General features: G+C 63.1%; 19 protein-coding genes. 17 read left to right on the top strand and 2 right to left on the bottom strand.

The genetic code is table 11. The features are described 5' to 3' along the window. Positions 1-15 precede the first annotated feature (15 nt). The 11 genes from NKH83_RS15165 (at position 16) to NKH83_RS15115 (ending at position 10,772) form a co-directional block, all read left to right on the top strand. Positions 16-339, top strand: coding sequence for a YbaB/EbfC family nucleoid-associated protein (locus NKH83_RS15165; protein WP_352805479.1), 324 nt, complete (start codon positions 16-18; stop codon positions 337-339). Between the two features lie 410 nt (positions 340-749). Then, on the top strand, positions 750-1,688 hold the full coding sequence (locus tag NKH83_RS15160; RefSeq protein ID WP_352805476.1) for a cell wall hydrolase: 939 nt from the start codon (positions 750-752) through the stop codon (positions 1,686-1,688). Positions 1,689-1,835: 147 nt separating this feature from the next. Beyond that, positions 1,836-2,441, top strand: coding sequence for a recombination mediator RecR (recR, locus tag NKH83_RS15155; protein ID WP_352805473.1), 606 nt, complete (start codon positions 1,836-1,838; stop codon positions 2,439-2,441). A 191-nt stretch (positions 2,442-2,632) separates the two neighbouring features. Then, the gene (locus tag NKH83_RS15150; protein ID WP_352805596.1) at positions 2,633-3,910 is read left to right on the top strand and encodes a lytic murein transglycosylase; all 1,278 of its coding nucleotides are present in this window, start codon (positions 2,633-2,635) and stop codon (positions 3,908-3,910) included. A 45-nt stretch (positions 3,911-3,955) separates the two neighbouring features. Continuing rightward, complete coding sequence (locus tag NKH83_RS15145) at positions 3,956-4,114, top strand: hypothetical protein (RefSeq protein ID WP_352475995.1); 159 nt, start codon at positions 3,956-3,958, stop codon at positions 4,112-4,114. Next, on the top strand, positions 4,111-5,754 hold the full coding sequence (locus tag NKH83_RS15140; protein WP_352805469.1) for an ABC transporter substrate-binding protein: 1,644 nt from the start codon (positions 4,111-4,113) through the stop codon (positions 5,752-5,754). The genes NKH83_RS15145 and NKH83_RS15140 overlap by 4 nt, the downstream gene beginning before the upstream one ends. Before the next feature lie 18 nt (positions 5,755-5,772). Then, positions 5,773-6,840: an ABC transporter permease gene (locus tag NKH83_RS15135; RefSeq protein WP_352686841.1), complete on the top strand. Its 1,068-nt coding sequence runs from the start codon at positions 5,773-5,775 to the stop codon at positions 6,838-6,840. Positions 6,841-6,853: 13 nt separating this feature from the next. After that, positions 6,854-7,774: a nickel transporter permease gene (gene nikC, locus NKH83_RS15130; protein ID WP_254816191.1), complete on the top strand. Its 921-nt coding sequence runs from the start codon at positions 6,854-6,856 to the stop codon at positions 7,772-7,774. Continuing rightward, complete coding sequence (locus tag NKH83_RS15125) at positions 7,771-8,604, top strand: ABC transporter ATP-binding protein (protein WP_352805464.1); 834 nt, start codon at positions 7,771-7,773, stop codon at positions 8,602-8,604. The genes nikC and NKH83_RS15125 overlap by 4 nt, the downstream gene beginning before the upstream one ends. Continuing rightward, positions 8,601-9,350, top strand: coding sequence for an ABC transporter ATP-binding protein (locus NKH83_RS15120; RefSeq protein ID WP_352805460.1), 750 nt, complete (start codon positions 8,601-8,603; stop codon positions 9,348-9,350). Before NKH83_RS15125 ends, NKH83_RS15120 begins: the two co-directional genes overlap by 4 nt. A 144-nt stretch (positions 9,351-9,494) precedes the next feature. Next, complete coding sequence (locus NKH83_RS15115) at positions 9,495-10,772, top strand: 4-aminobutyrate--2-oxoglutarate transaminase (protein ID WP_352805456.1); 1,278 nt, start codon at positions 9,495-9,497, stop codon at positions 10,770-10,772. A 63-nt stretch (positions 10,773-10,835) separates the two neighbouring features. Here the strand turns inward: NKH83_RS15115 and NKH83_RS15110 are convergent, their stop codons facing one another. Both NKH83_RS15110 and NKH83_RS15105 read right to left on the bottom strand, forming a co-directional pair. Next, on the bottom strand, positions 10,836-11,438 hold the full coding sequence (locus NKH83_RS15110) for a sulfotransferase family protein (RefSeq protein WP_352644430.1): 603 nt from the start codon (positions 11,436-11,438) through the stop codon (positions 10,836-10,838). Positions 11,439-11,558: 120 nt separating this feature from the next. Next, on the bottom strand, positions 11,559-12,809 hold the full coding sequence (locus NKH83_RS15105) for an NAD(P)/FAD-dependent oxidoreductase (protein WP_352805452.1): 1,251 nt from the start codon (positions 12,807-12,809) through the stop codon (positions 11,559-11,561). Between the two features lie 422 nt (positions 12,810-13,231). Between NKH83_RS15105 and NKH83_RS15100 the strand changes: the two genes are divergently transcribed. The 6 genes from NKH83_RS15100 to NKH83_RS15075 are packed head-to-tail and all read left to right on the top strand — an operon-like array spanning position 13,232 to position 19,140. Beyond that, positions 13,232-14,524, top strand: a complete 1,293-nt coding sequence (locus NKH83_RS15100) for an imelysin family protein (RefSeq protein WP_352805595.1) — start codon at positions 13,232-13,234, stop codon at positions 14,522-14,524. Positions 14,525-14,578: 54 nt separating this feature from the next. Beyond that, positions 14,579-14,890: a (2Fe-2S)-binding protein gene (locus tag NKH83_RS15095; RefSeq protein WP_352805449.1), complete on the top strand. Its 312-nt coding sequence runs from the start codon at positions 14,579-14,581 to the stop codon at positions 14,888-14,890. Further along, positions 14,856-15,341 carry a bacterioferritin gene (gene bfr, locus NKH83_RS15090; protein ID WP_352805446.1) on the top strand — a complete coding sequence of 162 codons (486 nt, stop codon included), beginning with the start codon at positions 14,856-14,858 and terminating at the stop codon, positions 15,339-15,341. The genes NKH83_RS15095 and bfr overlap by 35 nt, the downstream gene beginning before the upstream one ends. 12 nt (positions 15,342-15,353) lie before the next feature. Continuing rightward, the gene (locus NKH83_RS15085) at positions 15,354-16,958 is read left to right on the top strand and encodes a di-heme oxidoreductase family protein (protein WP_352805444.1); all 1,605 of its coding nucleotides are present in this window, start codon (positions 15,354-15,356) and stop codon (positions 16,956-16,958) included. Then, positions 16,958-18,031 carry an imelysin family protein gene (locus NKH83_RS15080; protein ID WP_352475986.1) on the top strand — a complete coding sequence of 358 codons (1,074 nt, stop codon included), beginning with the start codon at positions 16,958-16,960 and terminating at the stop codon, positions 18,029-18,031. The genes NKH83_RS15085 and NKH83_RS15080 overlap by 1 nt, the downstream gene beginning before the upstream one ends. Before the next feature lie 2 nt (positions 18,032-18,033). After that, complete coding sequence (locus NKH83_RS15075; protein ID WP_352805440.1) at positions 18,034-19,140, top strand: DUF1513 domain-containing protein; 1,107 nt, start codon at positions 18,034-18,036, stop codon at positions 19,138-19,140. The last annotated feature ends 86 nt before the right edge of the window (positions 19,141-19,226 follow it).

Here is a 19,226-nt window from a genome sequence, read left to right as displayed (position 1 = left end):
GCAAAGGACCGTGCGATGAAAGATCTTCTCGGCCTGATGGGCAAGGCAAAGGAAATGCAGGCCAAGTTCCAGGCCATGCAGGATGAGATTGCCACGCTGGAAGCCACCGGACAGGCCGGCGGCGGCCTGGTCAGCGTGACGCTGACCGGCAAATTCGAGATGAAGTCGCTGAAGATCGACCCGGCGCTGTTCGAGGAGGACGAGGTCGAGATTCTCGAGGACCTGCTCCTCGCTGCCCACAACGACGCCAGGACCAAGGTCGAGCAGATCATGCAGGAGAAGACCAAGGCGCTGACCGCGGGACTGCCGATCCCGCCGGGAATGAAGCTGCCGTTCTAAGGTGTGCTGATATTCAGGTCATGCCGGCCTGCAAACGGCGGCTTCCGGTGCTCACGTACGAAACGTACGCTTCGCTCCGGTTCCCGGAAGCCGCCATTTTCGGCTCGGCCTGACCTGAATCTCAGCACACCTCGAGCTGTGTTTACAGTTACCGCGTCGACTGAACCAATCTCTCCAGGCTTGGGCAAGCCCTCTTGCGGAGATTGCGGCGCTCCAAGGTCACGGCATGAATCCTTGGAACCATGCCGGCACCTGACCGAAGAGGGCAGCGATCCAACGCTCTTCGCCGCCAGCTGTGTCTATTGGGCAACGCCCCAAACTTAATAACGCTTTAGCCATCTTTTTGCCTGAAAGTGTCTCATTCTTGCCGCAACCAGGGGCGGGCTGGCAGCAGAATGAGGGGACACCTGTTGATCTCTACCCGATGGAAGACGCCGTTGCGGCTCGGCGTCGTTATCTCGCCGCTGTTTTTGGCCGCTTGCAGTCAGACCGCCTCGCACGGCATGTCCAGCCTGACCGATGCCATTACGCCGGGTTTCCTGAGCTCGCGCTCCTACAATTCCACGCCGAAGGAGAAGGAATGCCTGGAGCGGGCGATGTTCTTCGAGTCCAACCGGTCGAGCCGTGACGGCATGATTGCGGTCGGCACCGTGGTGATGAACCGGCTGCGATCCGGCAAGCACGGCAGCACCATCTGCGAAGTGGTTGGCGAGCGCGGCCAGTTCGCGCCGGGCGTCATGACACGGCCGATGAATTCGAAGGCGATGCCCGACGTCGAGGAGGCCGCCGAGGCGGTGCTCAAGGGCGAGCGCAAAGCCAAGCTGAAGAACACCATGTATTTCCACACCGCCGGGCTGCGCTTCCCTTACAAGAACATGCACTACACCATGGTCGCCGGCGGCAATGCCTTTTATGAAAAGCGCGGCCGCAACTGGCAGCCGCTGCCGGACGAACCGGTGGTCGCCATGGCCCAGGCCAAGCCGCAAGCGCCTGCCGCTCAGGCCATACTTGTCGCTTCGGCGGAGCCGGCTCGCGAGGTCAAGCCGACATTCGCCAAGGCAACCTATGTTACCGCCGCCGCATCGCAGCCAGCAAGGCAGACAAGGGTGACTGCAGGAATGGCGACCGCGGCGAGGGCGGCACCGGAGAAGCCAATCCTTGTGGCGCTGCAAGAGCCAATGCAGGAACCGGACGCGGCCCGTTTCGGTGGAACCGTGAACCCCCGGCCGGTCACATCATTCCAGGCGGCGCCGGCAGAGCCGACAATGTCGTTCGAGACGACGCCCGAGAACACCGACGCCATCGGCGCGATGATCGCCGGCCAGACCCGGCCGCTGGAGGAAAACTGAGGCGGCCGGCGTCGGCGCGTTGTACCGGGAGAAATGCCCGGCAGGGCAATGAGGGGCGGCGCAACGCCGGGCGATTGCCTCTTTGCAGGCTGAACAGCGCGCCTCAGCGCTGTTCCAAAACCCGTTGAAAAATCCTAAACCGGAGCGATGTCGAAGCGAATCGCCGGTCCCGAGATCGAACGCCTGATCCAGCTGCTGGCCAAGGTGCCAGGGCTCGGCCCGCGTTCGGCGCGCCGCGCCGCGCTCCACCTCATCAAGAAGAAGGAGCAGCTGCTGGCGCCGCTCGCCGCCGCCATGGGCGAGGCGGTCGACAAGGTGCGCATCTGCTCGACCTGCGGCAATGTCGACACCTCCGATCCATGCATGATCTGCACCGACCCGCGCCGCGACCCCACCACGCTCATCGTTGTCGAGGACGTGGCCGACCTTTGGGCGCTGGAGCGGGCGACCGCCATGAACGTGCGTTATCATGTGCTCGGCGGTACGCTGTCGCCGCTCGACGGCATTGGTCCCGATGAGCTCAACATCCGTTCGCTGGTCGATCGCGTCGCCGGCGGCGAGGTCAATGAAGTGATCCTCGCCGTCAACGCTACGGTCGAGGGCCAGACTACCGCGCACTACCTCACCGACCAGCTTTCCGGCTTCAACGTCAAGGTGACGCGCCTGGCGCACGGTGTTCCGGTTGGCGGCGAACTCGACTATCTCGACGAAGGCACGCTCGCCGCGGCACTGCGCTCGCGGACGGTGTTTTGAGGCGAGTTGCGGGGAGGATGATGGTTGCTAAGCATTCTTTAAGGCTGGCACTCCGTCCCACCCCCCTCTGTCCTGCCGGACATCTCCCCCACAAGGGGGGAGATTGGCCGTCGCTTCTGCTTTCGCCAATTTTCAACGTTGCAAAATTGGCGCCGAGATTGAAGCTGCTGATCTCCCCCCTTGCGGGGGAGATGTCCGGCAGGACAGAGGGGGGTGGGAAGGATCGCTGTTTTCGCAAAATAGCCGTCGCGTTTCTTCTTGCAACCATTGTTGCCCTCATCCTCGCCACCCCCGCCTCCGCGGCAAAGATCGACGACCAGTTCCGCGCGTGGCTTGGCAACGACCTCTGGCCCGAAGCCAGCGCCAAAGGCATTTCCAGGAAAACCTTCGATGCCGCCTTCGACGGCGTCAAGCCGAACCTCAAGCTGCCCGACCTGGTAAAGCCGGGCGAGAAGGCGACGACGCCGCGGAAGCAGCATCAGGCCGAGTTCGGTTCGCCCGGCGCCTATTTCGCCGAGAAGATCGTCCGTGCGGTGACCGCCGGCGGCCGCACCCGCGAGGCGGCCAACGCTAGGACCCTTGCAGCGATCGAGAAACGCTACGGCGTGCCTGGCGAAGTGCTGCTGGCGATCTGGGGCCGCGAGAGCGGCTTCGGCGCAGCGAAGCTGCCTTATGACGCCTTCGAGGTGCTTGGCACCAAGGCGTTCATGTCGACCAAGAAGGAATTCTTCCGCACCGAGGTCTTGGCGGCGCTGGAGATCGTCGAGCGCGGGCTTGCCCCGGTCGGTGCGATGAAATCGTCCTGGGCCGGCGCGCTCGGCCAGCCGCAGTTCATGCCGACGTCGTTCCTCAAGCATGCCGTCGATTTTGACGGCGACGGCCGCACCGACATCTGGAATTCGACGCCCGACATACTGGCATCGATCGCCAATTATCTCGTCCATTATGGCTGGGTCAGGGGCCGTGGCTGGGGCTTCGAGGTGACGGTGCCGGACAGCGTCTCGTGCTCGCTCGAAGGTCCGGACCAGGGCAAGAAGATTTCCCAATGGGCTGATATGGGCATCAGGCGTGTGTCGGGTAAACCGTTCCCGGCGAGCGAACTGAAAGCCGAGGGCTTTCTTTTGATGCCGGCCGGGCGTAGCGGCCCGGCCTTCATCGTGACCCCCAATTTCTACGTGCTGAAGCAGTACAACACCAGCGATCTCTATGCCCTGTTCATCGGCCATGGCGCCGATCGCATCGCCCATGGCGACAGCAATTTCTCAAGCAATTGGGGCGCGGTCGGCGGGCTCTACCGCTCCGACATCGCCGCCCTGCAGCGGGCGCTGGAAGCCAAGGGCTACGATGTCGGCAGCGCCGACGGCCTGCCTGGCTTCAAGACGCGCCGCTCGATCGGCAAATGGCAGGCCAGCAACGGCCGTTCCGCTACCTGCTTTCCCGACCCCGACCTGGTTACCGCGCTGAAATAGCCGGATTTTCGCACCGCCGGTCTGGCCCAATCGACCGTTCTGCAAATGCTCGTTGCCGCGCTCGAAACCGCCGGATATGGTGAGCTGGAACCGCACAAAAATTGCCAATACGACGGTCCGGGGATCACCGTTCGACGCGGCAAGAAATGCCACAACCCTGAGCCGGGAACTCAGGTCAACAAAAACAGGGAACAGTTGAAATGATGATGGAAAAGTTTGCTCTACGCACCCGCTTCTTGCTTGCGGGTGCCGCCATGTCCGCGCTGCTTCTGGCCGGTGCGCCTGCCTTCGCGGTCACGCCCGCCGACACGCTGGTCGAGGGTTTCGCCATCGACGACATCATCTCCATGGATCCGGGCGAGGCATTCGAACTGTCTACCGCCGAAGTCACCGGCAACACCTACGATCTCCTGGTGCGCCTCGACCTCAGCGACACCTCGAAGGTCAAAGGCGATCTCGCCGAAAGCTGGAGCGTCTCCGACGACGGCCTGACCTACACGTTCAAGCTCAAGCCCGGCCTCAAATTCGCCTCCGGCAATCCGATCACAGCGGCGGACGTCGCCTATTCGTTCGAGCGCGCCATCAAGCTCGACAAGAGCCCGGCCTTCATCATCGGCCAGTTCGGCATCGACGGCGGCAACGTCACCGAGAAGGCCAAGGCTGTTGATGACACGACGTTCCAGTTCACCGTCGACAAGGCCTATGCGCCGAGCTTCGTGCTGAACTGCCTGTCGGCGACGGTCGCCTCGGTCGTCGACGCCAAGCTGGTCAAGGAGCATGTCGCGGCGGTCACGCCGAGCGCCGACTACAAATGGGACAATGATTTCGGCAATGCCTGGCTGAAGACCGGCTATGCCGGCTCCGGTGCCTTCAAGCTGCGCGAATGGCGCGCCAACGAAGTTGTCGTCCTTGAGCGCAACGACAATTACTACGGCGAGAAGGCCAAGCTTGCCCGCGTCATCTATCGCAACATGAAGGAAAGCTCAGGCCAGCGCCTGGCGCTGGAAACCGGCGATATCGACGTCGCCCGCAATCTCGAGCCAAACGATCTCGACGCCATCGCCAAGAACGCCGATATCACCACCACCAGTGCACCGAAGGGCACGGTTTATTACATCAGCCTCAACCAGAAGAACCCGAATCTCGCCAAGCCCGAGGTCCGCCAAGCCTTCAAATATTTGGTCGACTACGACGCCTTGAGCACGACAATCCTCAAAGGCATCGGCGAGATCCACCAGACCTTCCTGCCCAAGGGCGTGCTCGGCGAGTTGGGTGAAAATCCGTTCAAGTTCGACGTCGCCAAGGCGAAGGAGCTGCTTGCCAAGGCGGGTCTCGCGGACGGCTTCAGCGTCACCATGGACGTGCGCAGCACGCAACCGGTGACCGGCATGGCGGAATCGTTCCAGCAGACAGTGGGACAGGCCGGCATCAAGCTGGAGATCATCCCCGGCGACGGCAAGCAGACGCTGACCAAATACCGCGCCCGCAACCACGACATCTATATCGGCCAGTGGGGCCAGGACTATTTCGATCCGAACTCCAATGCCCAGACCTTTGCCAGCAATCCGGACAATTCGGATGAAGCCAAGATCAAGACGCTGGCCTGGCGCAATGCGTGGGACATTCCGGACCTGACCAAGCAGACGGAGGCCGCCCTGCTCGAGAAGGATCCGGCCAAGCGCGCCGCAATGTACCAGGATCTTCAGAAGAAGATCCTCGATACCAGTCCTTTCATCATCATCCACCAGCAGCTGGAAGTGGCTGGCCTGCGCAAGAACCTCAAGGGCTTTGCGCTCGGTCCGAGCTTCGACACCAACTTCGTCGGCCCGGTTTCGAAGGAGTGATGTCGGCGGACGCGCCGCATGAGCTTGGCTGAAAGGGAAACGACGGCGGGGCGCGGCAGCGCTCGCGCCGTTGCCGTTGCCTCATCGATCGCCCGGTTCCTGGTCATCGCCATAACGACTTATCTCGGTCTGCTCGCGGTGACCTTCTTCATCGGCCGGGTGATCCCGATCGACCCGGTGCTGGCGGTACTCGGCGACCGGGCGCCGACCAATGTCGTCGAACGAACGCGCCGCGAGATGGGTCTCGACCTGCCGCTGGTCGAGCAGTTCTACATCTATGTCAAACATGCCTTGAATGGTGATTTCGGCACCTCGGTGCTGACCACCAATCCGGTGATGACGGACATCCGCCGCGCCTTTCCGGCGACGCTCGAACTGGCAACACTGGGGACGCTGATCGGTTCGGTGATCGGCGTGCCGCTTGGTGTGCTGGCCGCCGTGCGGCGCGGCAGCATCATCGACCAGATCGTGCGCATCATCGGTCTTGTCGGCTATTCCGTGCCGATCTTCTGGCTGGGGCTGCTGGCGCTGGTGCTGTTCTACGCCAAGCTGCAATGGGTCGCCTTTCCCGGCCGCCTCGATATCGTCTACGAATACACCTTCACGCCGATTACCGGCTTTTACCTGCTGGATGCACTCTGGCAGCGGCAGTGGGACGTATTTGCCGATGCCTTCCGCCACATCATCCTGCCTGCCTCGCTGCTCGGCTATTTCTCGCTCGCCTACATCAGCCGCATGACGCGCTCCTTCATGCTGAACGAACTCACCCAGGAATACATCGTGGCGGCGCGCGCCAAGGGCCTGTCGGAAACGCGCATCATCTGGGGTCACGCGCTGCGCAACGCCGCGGTGCCGATGGTTACGGTGATCGCTCTGTCCTATGCCGGGCTGCTCGAAGGCTCGGTGCTGACCGAGACGGTGTTTTCGTGGCCGGGCATCGGCCTCTACATCACCAACTCGCTGCAGAACGCCGACATGAATGCCGTGCTTGGGGGCACGATCATCATCGGCTCGGTCTTCATCGGCATCAATCTTTTGTCCGACCTGCTCTACCGGCTGCTCGACCCAAGGACCAAGGCAGGATGAGGACCAAGGCAGGATGAGCGCAGAAGCGATTCAAACCCGCCGTGATTGGCTGCTCAGCGAGCGGCCAGCGTCGCGCGTGCAGGCAAGGCTCGGCCGCGCCTATGTAGCCTGGCGGCGCTTTTCCGCCAACCGGCTGGCCTTTGTCGGCCTGCTCATCATCATCGCCCTGCTGGTGGTCGCGGCCTTCGCCGATGTGCTGGCGCCCTATTCGCCGACATTCGGCGACCTCAAGGGCTCGCGGCTGCTGGCGCCAAGTGCCGCGCACTGGTTCGGCACCGACGATCTCGGCCGCGATATCTATTCGCGCATCATCTTCGGTTCGCGTTGGACGCTCTATGTCGTCATTCTGGTCGCCATCATCGCCGCGCCCATCGGCTTGCTGGTCGGCACCGTTGCCGGCTATGCCGGCGGCTGGACCGATGCGATCCTGATGCGCATCACCGACATCTTTCTCGCCTTTCCGAAGCTGATCCTGGCGCTGGCCTTTGTCGCCGCGCTCGGCCCCGGCATCGAAAATGCCGTGCTCGCCATCGCCATCACCTCGTGGCCGCCCTATGCCCGCATTGCCCGCGCCGAAACGCTGACGGTGCGCAATTCCGATTACATCAAGGCGGTGCAATTGATGGGCGCTTCGCCGTTTCGCATCGTGCTTCGCCACATCATGCCGCTCTGCATCTCCTCGCTGATCATCAGGGTGACGCTCGACATGGCCGGCATCATCCTGACCGCCGCCGGCCTCGGCTTCCTCGGCCTCGGCGCGCAGCCGCCGCTGCCGGAATGGGGCGCGATGATCGCGTCGGGCCGACGCTTCGTGCTCGACCAGTGGTGGGTGGCGGGCGCGCCGGGCTTTGCCATCCTCATCGTCAGCCTCGGCTTCAACCTGCTCGGCGACGGCCTGCGCGACGCGCTCGATCCGCGAAGCGGTGACCAATGAGCACGCTTCTCGAAGTCGACGACCTGCGCGTCACCTTCCCGACGCGCACCGGCCTGATCGAGGCAGTGCGCGGCGTTTCCTTCTCGCTGGGCCGCGAACGGCTCGGCATCGTCGGGGAGAGCGGTTCGGGCAAGTCGCAGACCGGCCGCGCCATCATGGGCGTCACCCCGCCGCAGGCCGAGGTGACCGCAAAGACGCTTGCTTTCGACGGCATCGACCTGCTGGCCGCCTCGCCGCGCGAGCGCCGCGCACTGCGTGGCAAGCGTATCGCCATGATCCTGCAGGATCCGAAATATTCGCTCGACCCGGTGATGAGCATCGGCCGCCAGATCGTCGAGACACTGCGCACGCATGAGAAAGTCTCCAAGGCCGAAGGCCGCGACCGCGCGCTTGCCATGCTGGAGGCTGTGCAGATCCGCGATCCGGCCCGTGTCTTCGACCTGCATCCGCACGAGGTTTCCGGCGGCATGGGCCAGCGCGCCATGATCGCCATGATGCTGATCGCCGGGCCGGAGATGATGATCGCCGACGAGCCGACCTCGGCACTCGACGTCACTGTGCAGCTCGACGTGCTCGGCATCCTCGACCGGCTGGTCAGCGAGCGCGGCATGGGGCTGATTTTCATCTCGCACGACCTGCGCTTGGTCTCATCTTTCTGCGATCGTGTCATCGTCATGTATGCCGGCAAGGTGGTCGAACAGCTCAAGGCCTCGGAGCTCGGCCGTGCCCAGCATCCCTATACGCGCGGCCTGCTCAACTGCATGCCCAAGATCGGCGCCGACCGTCACCCGCTGCCGGTGCTCGACCGCAAGCCGGAGTGGGCGGCATGACCGCAGCCCTTTCCGTCGACCGGCTGGAGGTGGTCTTCGACCGTTTTCGCGCGCTGAAGGGCGTCAGCCTCGAAGTCGAATCCGGTGAATCCTTCGGCTTGGTCGGCGAGTCCGGCTCCGGCAAGTCGACGTTACTCAGGGCAATCGCCGGCCTGGCGCCGGCCGCTTCGGGCACCATCGCCGTCAACGGCAAACAGCTCGGCGCGCGCCGCGACAAGGCGTTCTACCGCGAGGTGCAGATGGTCTTCCAGGACCCGTACGGCTCGCTGCACCCGCGCCAGACCGTCGACCGCCTGCTGCAGGAGCCGCTCGCCATTCACGGCTTTGCTGACGGCGAAAAGCGCATCCAGCGGGCGCTGGACGAGGTCGGCCTGGGCACCGGCTTCCGTTTTCGCTATTCGCATCAATTGTCCGGCGGCCAGCGCCAGCGCGTGGCAATCGCCCGTGCCCTGATCCTCGAACCGTCGATCCTGCTGCTCGATGAGCCGACCTCGGCGCTCGACGCTTCGGTGCAGGCGGAGGTGCTGAACCTGCTGGAAGAGGTCCGGCGGCGGCGCAAGCTGACCTTCCTGATGGTCAGCCACGACCTCGCCATCATCACCCATATGTGCGAGCGGCTGATGGTGATGCAGAACGGCGAGGCGGTCGAGCACCTCAGCGCCGGCGACCTCGTCGAGCGCCGCGTCACCAAGGACTACACGCGCAATCTGCTGAGGGCGAGCGAGGGGTTTGTCAGGACGGCATGAGCGACGGGCCTTCGGTTGCCGACACCGGCATCGACAGGCCCAATCGCCGGGCGACGGTGCCAACTTGAGGAAAACCTGAAATAAGCCCAAAAGAGTCTCAACAGCCATCAAACGAGAGCGGGCGCCGGTCCGGTGAGGGATACGATGACAAATTCAGCCATTTCCGAACGCAAGAACCAGTCGATTTCGCGCGGCGTCGGCATGACCACTCAGATCTATGCCGATCGCGCCGAAAACTCGGAAATCTGGGACGTCGAAGGCGGCCGCTATATCGATTTTTCGTCCGGTATCGCTGTCGTCAACACTGGCCACCGTCACCCTAGGGTGATCGAAGCGGTCAAGGCGCAGCTCGACCGCTTCACCCATACCTGCTACCAGGTCGTGCCCTACGAGAGCTATATCCGGCTGGCCGAACGGCTGAACGGCATGCTGCCCGGCAAGTTCGACAAGAAGACGATTTTTGTCACCACCGGCGCCGAGGCGGTCGAGAACGCTATCAAGATTGCCCGTAACGCCACCGGCCGGCCGGCGGTCATCGCTTTTTCCGGCGGCTTTCACGGCCGCACCTTCATGGGCATGGCACTGACCGGTAAGGTCGTGCCCTATAAGGTCGGGTTCGGCGCCATGCCGGCGGATGTCTTCCATGCGCCGTTCCCGGTTGCGCTGCACGGCGTGTCGGTCGCCGATTCGTTGGCCGCGCTCGACCGGCTGTTGAAGGCCGACGTCGATCCGGCCCGCGTTGCCGCCATCATCGTCGAGCCGGTGCAGGGCGAGGGCGGCTTCTACGAGGCGCCGCGCGACTTCATGACCGCATTGCGCAAGATCTGCGACCAGCACGGCATGCTGCTGATCGCCGACGAGGTGCAGACCGGCTTTGCCCGCACCGGCAAGATGTTCGCAATGGACCACCACGAAGTGGCGGCCGACATCACCACCATGGCCAAGAGCCTGGCCGGCGGCTTTCCGCTGGCGGCGGTCACCGGACGTGCCGAGATCATGGATGCGCCGAACCCCGGCGGGCTCGGCGGCACCTATGGCGGCAGCCCGATCGGCGTCGCCGCGGCGCATGCCGTGCTCGACGTCATCGACGAAGAGAAGCTCTGCGACCGCGCCAACACGCTGGGCAACCGTCTGAAGCAGCGCCTGCAATCGATCCGCGACGAAGCGCCGGAGATCGTTGATATCAGAGGTCCCGGCTTTATGAACGCGGTCGAGTTCAACGATGTGACGAAGGGCCTGCCGTCGCCGGAACTCGCCAATGCGGTGCGGCTGAAGGCGCTCGACAAGGGTCTGATCCTGCTGACCTGCGGCGTCTACGGCAACGTCATCCGCTTCCTCGCGCCGATCACCATCCAGGACGGCGTCATGAACGAGGCGCTCGACATCCTGGAAAGTTCGATCCGCGACGCCCGCGCCGCCTAAGCGGCGAGGATATGGCCTGGGATTCAACTGCGGCGAAGGCCGAGATAGGCGGCAAGCCGCCGTTCAACGCCCTATGCGAGCACGAAATTCGGCAGTCGAATTGGTGCGTGGAAACGGTTCGGAAGGCAACTGTACACCGAGAAAGGCACAAAGCGGCTCCCACCCTTCGGAGGCCTGATAAGTAAGAAGGCGTTCAGGTGGCAGTGTTGATTTCACGGAAGCGTTATGTGCTTCATAGACAGCGATTGCGTGATCACGGTTATCAAATCGACCGCCAAAGACAGTGTTTCCAATCACCGCCACACCAAAGGACTGTGGATCATTGGTAGCAGCATCCATCGTGAGCCCTATTGTTTGCGCCATGCTGTCATACCAGGCTTCGGGGTCACGAACTGTCAGGATAACCTTCGCATCAGGGTAGTGGTCACTCACTTCGCGCCAAAAATGCGCCGTTGGCCAATCGACCGCGGAAAGATAGCCGGCATATGCCGCATCCCAGGTCGGGAGTTGTCCCTGGCCGGCTGCGCGCCACAGCGTCTTCTGCTCGGGATTGGCGTGGACATCTGCCATGTGATGACACGGCCCGAACCCAAGATGCTCCAACGCGAGCTTCAGCGAATATGTGCCAGTGCGACCCATGCCTGCGCCAATGACATATAGAGCCATGAGCACCCCCCGACGATTTCAATTGGTCAAAATACCGCTGTTTCCTTTACTTCGCTATATGTTTGAAGGTCAGCTCCCGGTCGAACTAGACTAGGTCATTCAGGGTGATTGGGTTTGATCTTATCCCGCAGCGCGGACAGGCTCTTCTTCCTGGAAGGCGGCGAGCGCCGCCTTCAGCCCGTCGGGCCCGGTCGCGACAATCTGCGGCGACGGCGACAAGCCGGCGCCGAGCATCTTGCGGCCAAGCATGTGGTCGCTGGGCCGGTTGACCGACTCGATGCCGAGCAGCCGGCTTCCGGCATAGTGGTAGATGGAGAATTTGTTCTCGGCCACGTCGCCCAGCACGAGATGGCTGTCGCCGCCCGCAATCAGGCCGACCATCTGCAGCTTCATGTCGCCGATATCGGACCAGAACCACGGCACCGCCGAGTAATTGTCGGTGTGGCCGGCGATGGTGCGTGCGGCGAGCCGCGCCTGGTCGGTGGCGTTCTGCACCGATTCCAGCCGCACGTCGCCGCCTGTGAGCCAGTGCCGGTAGGACGCCGCGTCGCCGATGGCGAGGATTTCCGGCACCGACGTGCGCATCTGCTGGTCGACGCGGATGCCGTTGGCGATGGCAATGCCGGCGGCTTCGGCCAATTCGACATTCGGCACGACGCCAATGCCGATGACGACCATCTGCGCCGGCAATCTTTCGCCAGATGAGGTGATTGCAGCCGAAACACGGCCGTTCTCGCCCTCCAGCCGTTCGATGGTGGTGCCGGTAAGGATGCGCACACCGGTCGCCTCCAGCCGCTGGCGCACATGGCCGGCGACGACCGGCGCCACGGCGCGGCCGAGCAGCCGGTCAACCGCCTCGACCACCGTGACCTTGCGGCCGGCCGCGGTGAGCGTTGCGGCAATCTCAAGGCCGATGAAGCCGCCGCCGAGGATGACGACCTCCTCGCTTTGCGCGCTCAATTCGCGGATCAGGCGGGCATCACTGAGCGAGCGCAGCGGCACAACGTCAGAAAGCTCCGAACCCGGCAGCGGCAGCAGGCGCGGACGCGCGCCGGTGGCGAGGATCAGCCGGTCGAACGGCAGCACGCCGCCTGATATCTCCAGCCGGCGGCCGGCGACGTCGATCCGCTCGACCCGGAGGCCTGGCCGGTAGTCGATGGCGCTGCCGGTATAAAAAGCCTCGCCGCGCAACGGCTGCGGCTTTGCTTGCTGATCCTTGATGAAGGTCTTCGACAGCGGCGGCTTGTGGTAGGGCAATTCGTTTTCGTCGCCGATCAGGATTACCGGCCCGTCATAGCCTTCTTCGCGCAGACTGGCGGCCGCTTGCACGCCCGCATGACCCGCACCGACAATGACGACCCCGATCTTCATAACAGCCCGATTCCTCACCCAAATCTAGGACGTCCCGCCAGGTGGCGATTGTCTGGTCCCGCCGCAAGAGCGCCGATCCGGGTCGCACCCGGAACGGCCGCCTGTCAACCGCGTCATGCGCCGGCATCCCTATACATCGGTGTTAAAGTTGACAGTTCTAGTTTAGAATAATTCTAAACTGTTGTTTCAATTGAATTTTTTCTACGCCACCAGTTGACATCCGGTGTCTTCGCCGTTTTATGGAAGCTCGCGCGTCAGCGCATCCCTTTGATGTCTGGGCCTTGAACCCTTTCGATTGGAGGCATTTCGGTGTCTTTCTTCCGCGAACCGCGCGATGGCGCGACCCTTCTTTGCCCGCTGGCAGCTGCCCGCCGCGGCGCCGGCATTTCATTGATTCCCGAGGAGAGACAGTCATGAGAACGATGATCACGGCACGGTATGGCGGCAGGCTTGCGGCGATCGGCGCCACCGCGATGCTCACGGCGGCGGTGTTCGTGCTGCCGGCCAAGGCGCAAACCGATGCCAAGGCGGTCATCAAGACCTATTCCGACATCGCGCTCGCCAAATACGAGGATTCGCTGATCACGGCCGAGGCGCTCGACAAGGCTGTCGATGCGCTGCTCGCCAAGCCATCGGCCGAGACGCTGAACGCCGCCCGCGAGGCCTGGAAGGCATCGCGCGTTCCCTATCAGCAGACCGAGGTCTATCGCTTCGGCAACGCCATCGTCGACGACTGGGAAGGCAAGGTGAACTCCTGGCCGCTCGACGAGGGCTTGATCGACTATGTCGCCAAGAGCTACGGCACCGAGTCGGACGCCAACGCGCTCTACACCGCCAATGTGATCGCCAACAAGTCGATCGAGATCAACGGCAAGAAGGTCGACGCCACCAATCTGACGCCGGAGTTCCTCTCCGGCACCCTGCAGGAGGCCGGCGGCATCGAGGCCAATGTGGCGACCGGCTATCACGCCATCGAATTCCTGCTTTGGGGTCAGGACCTGAACGGAACCGGTCCGGGCGCCGGCGAGCGGCCCTACACCGATTACGACCGCGCCAATTGCACCGGCGGCAATTGCGACCGTCGGGCGCAGTACCTGAAATCGGCGAGCGACCTTCTGGTTTCCGATCTAAAGGATATGGTCGACGACTGGAAGGCAGGCGGCGCCGCCCGCAAGAACCTTGTCGATGGCGAGCCGAACGCCGCCATTTCGACCATCTTCACCGGGATGGGCTCGCTGTCCTATGGCGAACTCGCCGGCGAGCGGATGAAGCTCGGCCTTTTGCTGCACGATCCGGAAGAGGAACACGATTGCTTCTCCGACAACACTTACAACTCCCATCTCTACGATGCGACCGGCATCCGCGCCGCCTATCACGGCAGCTACACGCGGCTTGACGGCACTGTCGTGGAGGGGCCGTCGGTGGCCGACATGGTCAAGGCGGCCGATCCGGCGATCGACAAGGAATTGTCGGCTAAACTGGATGTCACCATCGCCAAGATGGAGGCCATCAAGGCGCGGGCGCTTGCCGGTGAGGCCTATGACCAGCAGATCGCCGAGGGTAACGCTGACGGCAACGCCACCGTGCAGGCGGCGATCGACGCGCTGGTCGATCAGACCAAGTCGATCGAACGCGCCGTCGGCACCCTGAAGCTCAATGCCATCGCCTTCGAGGGCTCGGACAGCCTCGATTCACCGGACAAGGTGTTCCAGTAAACTTCGAAACCAACAGCCACGCGGCGCAATGAGCGCCGTTAGCCAGAGCGACAAATGCTGATCTGCCATTGCAACATCATCACCGAAAAGGAGATAGAGCAGACGATCGTCGGACTGCTGGATGAGGACCCCTGGCAGCTGATCGTGCCGGCGAAGGTCTACCATGCCATGCACAAGCGCGGTCGCTGTTGCGGCTGCTTCCCAAATGTGGTCGAAACGATCATTCGGGTCACCGAAAATTATCACGCCCGCTCGGCGGCGAGCGGCGTGGACATCGTTTCACACCTGGATCGCGTCAGAGGCCTGCGCATCCAATACGGGAGCAGAACCCATGAAAGGCGAACAGCAGATCATAGAGCGGCTTAACGAGGCTCTGTTTCTGGAACTTGGAGCGGTCAATCAATATTGGGTGCATTTCCGGCTGCTGGAGGACTGGGGATACGCCAAGCTGGCAAAGAAGGAACGCGCTGAATCGATCGAAGAAATGCACCATGCCGACCGGCTCGTGGCGCGCATCATCTTCCTTGAGGGCCATCCGAACCTGCAGTCCGTGGCGCCGCTGCGTATCGGGCAGAATGTCAAGGAAGTGCTCGAATCCGATCTTGCCGGCGAATATGACGCACGCACCGCCTACAAGCGTTCGCGCGAGGTTTGCAACGAAGCAGGCGACTACGTGACGATGAAGCTGTTCGAGGAATTGCTGGCTGACGAGGAAGGTCACATCGACTTCCTCGAGACGCAACTCGACCTGCTCGCCTCCATCGGCGAGGAAAAGTACGGCCAACTCAACGCAACGTCGGCCGACGAGGCGGAATAAGGACATGCCGGAATGCGGCGCCCCCTAGATTTCTTGCGCCGCTTGCCGGCCGAAGGTTGCGGCCTGCCGCCTCAGAAGAAGCCGCGATACGGTATCCTTCGCGGCCCTCTTCTTGCCGTGGTGGCGACGCTCACAGCCTCGGCGCTGGCCGGAGCGCCACAACCGGCGGGGCTTGCCACCAGCCGCACCGATCTGACGCCGAAGGATCTGGCGCGCGTCATCGCCATCACCAGGCCGACCAGCGATTTCTCCAAGCCCGAGCAATTCGAAATGATGCAAGGCGGCGCCGGCACCTCGAAGAAGGACGTCAACAAGGATGCCTTCTCGCAATCCTCCGCCAACATCAGCTTCGAGGAAGAGGGTACCTTCAAGCTCGGCAATGCCATTTTCCGCAAGAACTGGGTGTCGTCGCCATCCTCGACACAAGCCTCGGATGGACTCGGTCCGCTGTTCAACGAGCGCGCCTGCCAGAACTGTCATCTGAAGGACGGTCGCGGCCATCCGCCCGAAGGAGACAGCGGCACCACCTCGATGTTCCTGCGCCTGGCAAGGGAAGCCAGTACCGAGGAGGAGAAAGCCGCACTCGCCGATCACAAGGTGCTCAACTTCCCCGACCCGGTCTATGGCACGCAACTTCAGGAGCTAGCCGTTCCCGGTCTGCAGGGCGAAGGCAGGATGCATGTCGACTATCAGGAAGAGAAGGTGAAACTGGCGGACGGCAGCGTCGTGTCGCTGCGCAAGCCGAGCTATTCGGTCGAGGGTCTCGCCTACGGGCCGCTCGATCCGCACACCACGCTGTCGCCGCGCATGACACCGCCGATGATCGGCCTTGGCCTGGTGGAGCAGATCGCTCCTGCCGACATCCTTGCGCATGCCGATGCGACCGACCGCGATGGTGACGGGATTTCCGGCAGGCCCAACATAATACGCGACGGCAGCAGCGGTGAACTGACGCTCGGCCGTTTCGGCTGGAAGGCGCAGGCGGCTTCGATCCGTCAGCAATCGGCGGACGCTTTTGCGGGCGATATCGGCATTTCGACGCCTGAGGTGCCGAGGCACTGGGGCGATTGCAGCGCCGCAGAAAAGACCTGCCTTGCCCTACCCAACGGTGTTCAGGAGCGCCTCGGTCCGGTCGAAGCGCCGCCGCCGGTCGTGGACCTCGTGACCTTCTATTCGCAAAACCTTGCCGTGCCGGCTCGGCGCGATCTCGACAGACCGGACGTGCTCGCCGGCAAAAAACTGTTCTACGATATGGGCTGCATCTCCTGCCATACGCCGAAATTCGTCACCCGTCGCGGCACCCCGAACAAAGCGCACGCCTTCCAGCTGATCTGGCCTTATTCCGATTTCCTGCTGCATGACATGGGACCCGGCCTTGCCGACGGACAGGCGGTGGGCGAGGCCACGGGAAGCGAATGGCGCACGCCGCCGCTGTGGGGCATCGGGCTCACCCAGACCGTCAGCGGCAACGCCTTCTTCCTGCATGACGGGCGCGCACGCAGCCTGGCCGAGGCAATCCTGTGGCATGGCGGCGAGGGCCAGAAGGCGCGTGGCCGCTTTGCCGCTGCCAATGCGGCCGAACGCGCCGCGCTGATCAAGTTTCTGGAGTCGCTCTGATGCGGAAGCGTCTTGCACTCGCGCTGATGCTGGTCCTCGCCGATGCGCTGCCGGCATCCGCCGCGGTGAAGGCTTCGGATGTGATCCAGCGGGCGATCGACGGCTTCGTCCGCCCGGCCTATGCCAGGCTGCATGACCATGCGGACAGCTTGGCCAAGACCATGCACGCGCTTTGCCAGGCCTCTTCGCAAGATACGCTCGATGCGGCACGCGCCGAATTCTCAGGCGTCGTGGATGCCTGGTCGGTGGTGGAAATCATCCGTTTCGGGCCGATCGCCGAAAACAACCGGCTTGAGCGCATGCTTTTTTGGCCGGACCGCAAGAGCATCGGCCTGAAGCAGGTGCAGGCAGCACTGGCCGGCAAGGATCCGGCGGCCGCCGATCCGGCCCAACTGGCGACAAAGAGTGTCGCCATGCAAGGGCTCGGCGCATTGGAGTTCGTGCTCTACGGCGATGGCGCCGGTCAATTGGCCGGCAAGGGCGACGCCTATCGCTGCGCCTATGGTGCAGCCATTGCCGGCAATGTCGAGACGATTGCCGGCGAGGTCGGCGAGGCTTGGAACAAGCCTAACGGCTTTGCCGCGCTCTGGGCCAATCCCGGTCCGCAGAACGCGCTCTATCACGACGGCACTGAAGCGGTGACCGAACTGGTCGGCGTCTTCATCAACGAGTTGGAAATGGTTCGCGACGTGCGCCTGAAAGGCTTCCTGGGCGCCAAGCCGGAGCCCGACAAACCGAAACAGGCGATTTATTGGCGCTCGCAGAATACCGCACGCTCGCTGACCGGCAATCTGGCGGGCATGGATGCGCTATTCCAGGCCTCCCAGCTTGGCGATGCGCTGCCGCCTGATGCACGCTGGATTGCGGAATCGGTCCACATCCAATTCACCAACGGGATCGAGGCCGCCAAGGCGATCAGGGGTCCGGTCGACAAGGCACTAGCCGATCCGACGTTGCGCCAGAAGCTCGACTACTTCGCACTGGTGACATCCAGCCTGACGACCCTGATCGGCGCCAGGCTGACCGCCGAATTCGGCCTGACCGCCGGGTTCTCGTCACTGGATGGCGACTGATCATGAGGCCGCCGCTGATCGATCGGCGCGATTTCCTGAGGGCCGCGGGCGCTGGTTTCGTGGCGGCGATGGCGCCTTCGGCCTGGGCAAATACACTCGACGCCGACGCGGTCTTCGCCACCGCTTTCGTCAAGCGCGACGGCAGCTATGGCGCGGCCGTCCTGTCCGAGGCCGGCAAGTTGTTGCACACGATCGATCTGCCCGATCGGGGCCACGATGTTACCTTCGACCCGGTGTCTAAGCGTTCGGTGGTGTTTGCCAGGCAGCCGGGCACCTTTGCTGTCGTCTTCGACCATACCGGCCGCGATGAACCGCACACCATTGCCAGCGTTGCCGGCCGGCATTTCTTCGGCCATGGCGTGTTTTCGGCCGATGGCACGCTGCTCTACGCAACCGAGAACGATTTCGACAATGCCGCCGGCGTCGTCGGCGTCTATGACGCGCATGCGAAATTCGAGCGTATCGGCGAGTTCCCGACATACGGCATGGGGCCGCACGAACTTCTGCTTCTCTCCGACGGCAGGACAATCGCTGTCGCCAATGGCGGCATCGAGACGCATCCGGATTATGGCCGCGCCGAGCTCAATATCGCAACGATGAAGCCTTCCTATGTTCTGGTCGACCGCCTTACCGGCGACCTCACCGAAAAGCACGGATTGCCGCCGGCGCTGCACCAACTGTCGATCCGCCATATGGATGCCGACCGGTCCGGCACCGTCTGGTTCGGCTGTCAGTACAGGGGGCCGGGTACCAATCGTCCCCCGCTGGTCGGCCGCGCGCCGCGCGGCAAGGAGTTGCAATTGCTCGATATGCCGCAGGACGTGCTCTCCGGCTTCAGGAACTATATCGGCTCGGTCGCGGCCAACCCTGCCGTCGGCACCATCGCCGTGTCTTCGCCTGAGGGGAATTCGCTTGCCGTGATCGACACGGCCAGCGGCCGCATCGTCGCCACCAAGGCGCTGGTCGAGGTTTGCGGCGTTGCGCCCGATGGGGAAAGCTTCATGGCGACGACCGGCGCCGGCGATATCGTCGAGTCCGGTGGCTCGATACGTTCAGAGCCGGACTATGTCTGGGACAATCACGTGCTGCGTATCGAACAGGTCGGCTAGTCTCGATACCTATTGTGGGGATTGGGTGCGTTGGAACTTACATTCTTGGACCCGCGCCGAAGCCAAGTCGCCTGACGATTTATCCA

The organism is Mesorhizobium sp. M0909 (genome assembly GCF_040319515.1).
GTDB lineage: Bacteria > Pseudomonadota > Alphaproteobacteria > Rhizobiales > Rhizobiaceae > Mesorhizobium.
The sequence above is the reverse complement of the archived record's forward strand: the minus strand, read 5'-3'. Positions and strand labels throughout refer to the sequence as shown.

Bases quoted from the DNA above. Each gene is read 5' to 3' on its own strand.
- NKH83_RS15165 (WP_352805479.1), top strand. From the start codon at position 16: ATGAAAGATCTTCTCGGCCTGATGGGCAAGGCAAAGGAAATGCAGGCC.
- recR (WP_352805473.1), top strand. From the start codon at position 1,836: ATGTCGAAGCGAATCGCCGGTCCCGAGATCGAACGCCTGATCCAGCTG.
- NKH83_RS15150 (WP_352805596.1), top strand. From the start codon at position 2,633: ATGTCCGGCAGGACAGAGGGGGGTGGGAAGGATCGCTGTTTTCGCAAA.
- NKH83_RS15145 (WP_352475995.1), top strand. From the start codon at position 3,956: ATGCTCGTTGCCGCGCTCGAAACCGCCGGATATGGTGAGCTGGAACCG.
- NKH83_RS15140 (WP_352805469.1), top strand. From the start codon at position 4,111: ATGATGATGGAAAAGTTTGCTCTACGCACCCGCTTCTTGCTTGCGGGT.
- NKH83_RS15135 (WP_352686841.1), top strand. From the start codon at position 5,773: ATGAGCTTGGCTGAAAGGGAAACGACGGCGGGGCGCGGCAGCGCTCGC.
- nikC (WP_254816191.1), top strand. From the start codon at position 6,854: ATGAGCGCAGAAGCGATTCAAACCCGCCGTGATTGGCTGCTCAGCGAG.
- NKH83_RS15125 (WP_352805464.1), top strand. From the start codon at position 7,771: ATGAGCACGCTTCTCGAAGTCGACGACCTGCGCGTCACCTTCCCGACG.
- NKH83_RS15120 (WP_352805460.1), top strand. From the start codon at position 8,601: ATGACCGCAGCCCTTTCCGTCGACCGGCTGGAGGTGGTCTTCGACCGT.
- NKH83_RS15115 (WP_352805456.1), top strand. From the start codon at position 9,495: ATGACAAATTCAGCCATTTCCGAACGCAAGAACCAGTCGATTTCGCGC.
- NKH83_RS15110 (WP_352644430.1), bottom strand. From the start codon at position 11,438: ATGGCTCTATATGTCATTGGCGCAGGCATGGGTCGCACTGGCACATAT.
- NKH83_RS15105 (WP_352805452.1), bottom strand. From the start codon at position 12,809: ATGAAGATCGGGGTCGTCATTGTCGGTGCGGGTCATGCGGGCGTGCAA.
- NKH83_RS15100 (WP_352805595.1), top strand. From the start codon at position 13,232: ATGATCACGGCACGGTATGGCGGCAGGCTTGCGGCGATCGGCGCCACC.
- NKH83_RS15095 (WP_352805449.1), top strand. From the start codon at position 14,579: ATGCTGATCTGCCATTGCAACATCATCACCGAAAAGGAGATAGAGCAG.
- bfr (WP_352805446.1), top strand. From the start codon at position 14,856: ATGAAAGGCGAACAGCAGATCATAGAGCGGCTTAACGAGGCTCTGTTT.
- NKH83_RS15085 (WP_352805444.1), top strand. From the start codon at position 15,354: ATGCGGCGCCCCCTAGATTTCTTGCGCCGCTTGCCGGCCGAAGGTTGC.
- NKH83_RS15080 (WP_352475986.1), top strand. From the start codon at position 16,958: ATGCGGAAGCGTCTTGCACTCGCGCTGATGCTGGTCCTCGCCGATGCG.
- NKH83_RS15075 (WP_352805440.1), top strand. From the start codon at position 18,034: ATGAGGCCGCCGCTGATCGATCGGCGCGATTTCCTGAGGGCCGCGGGC.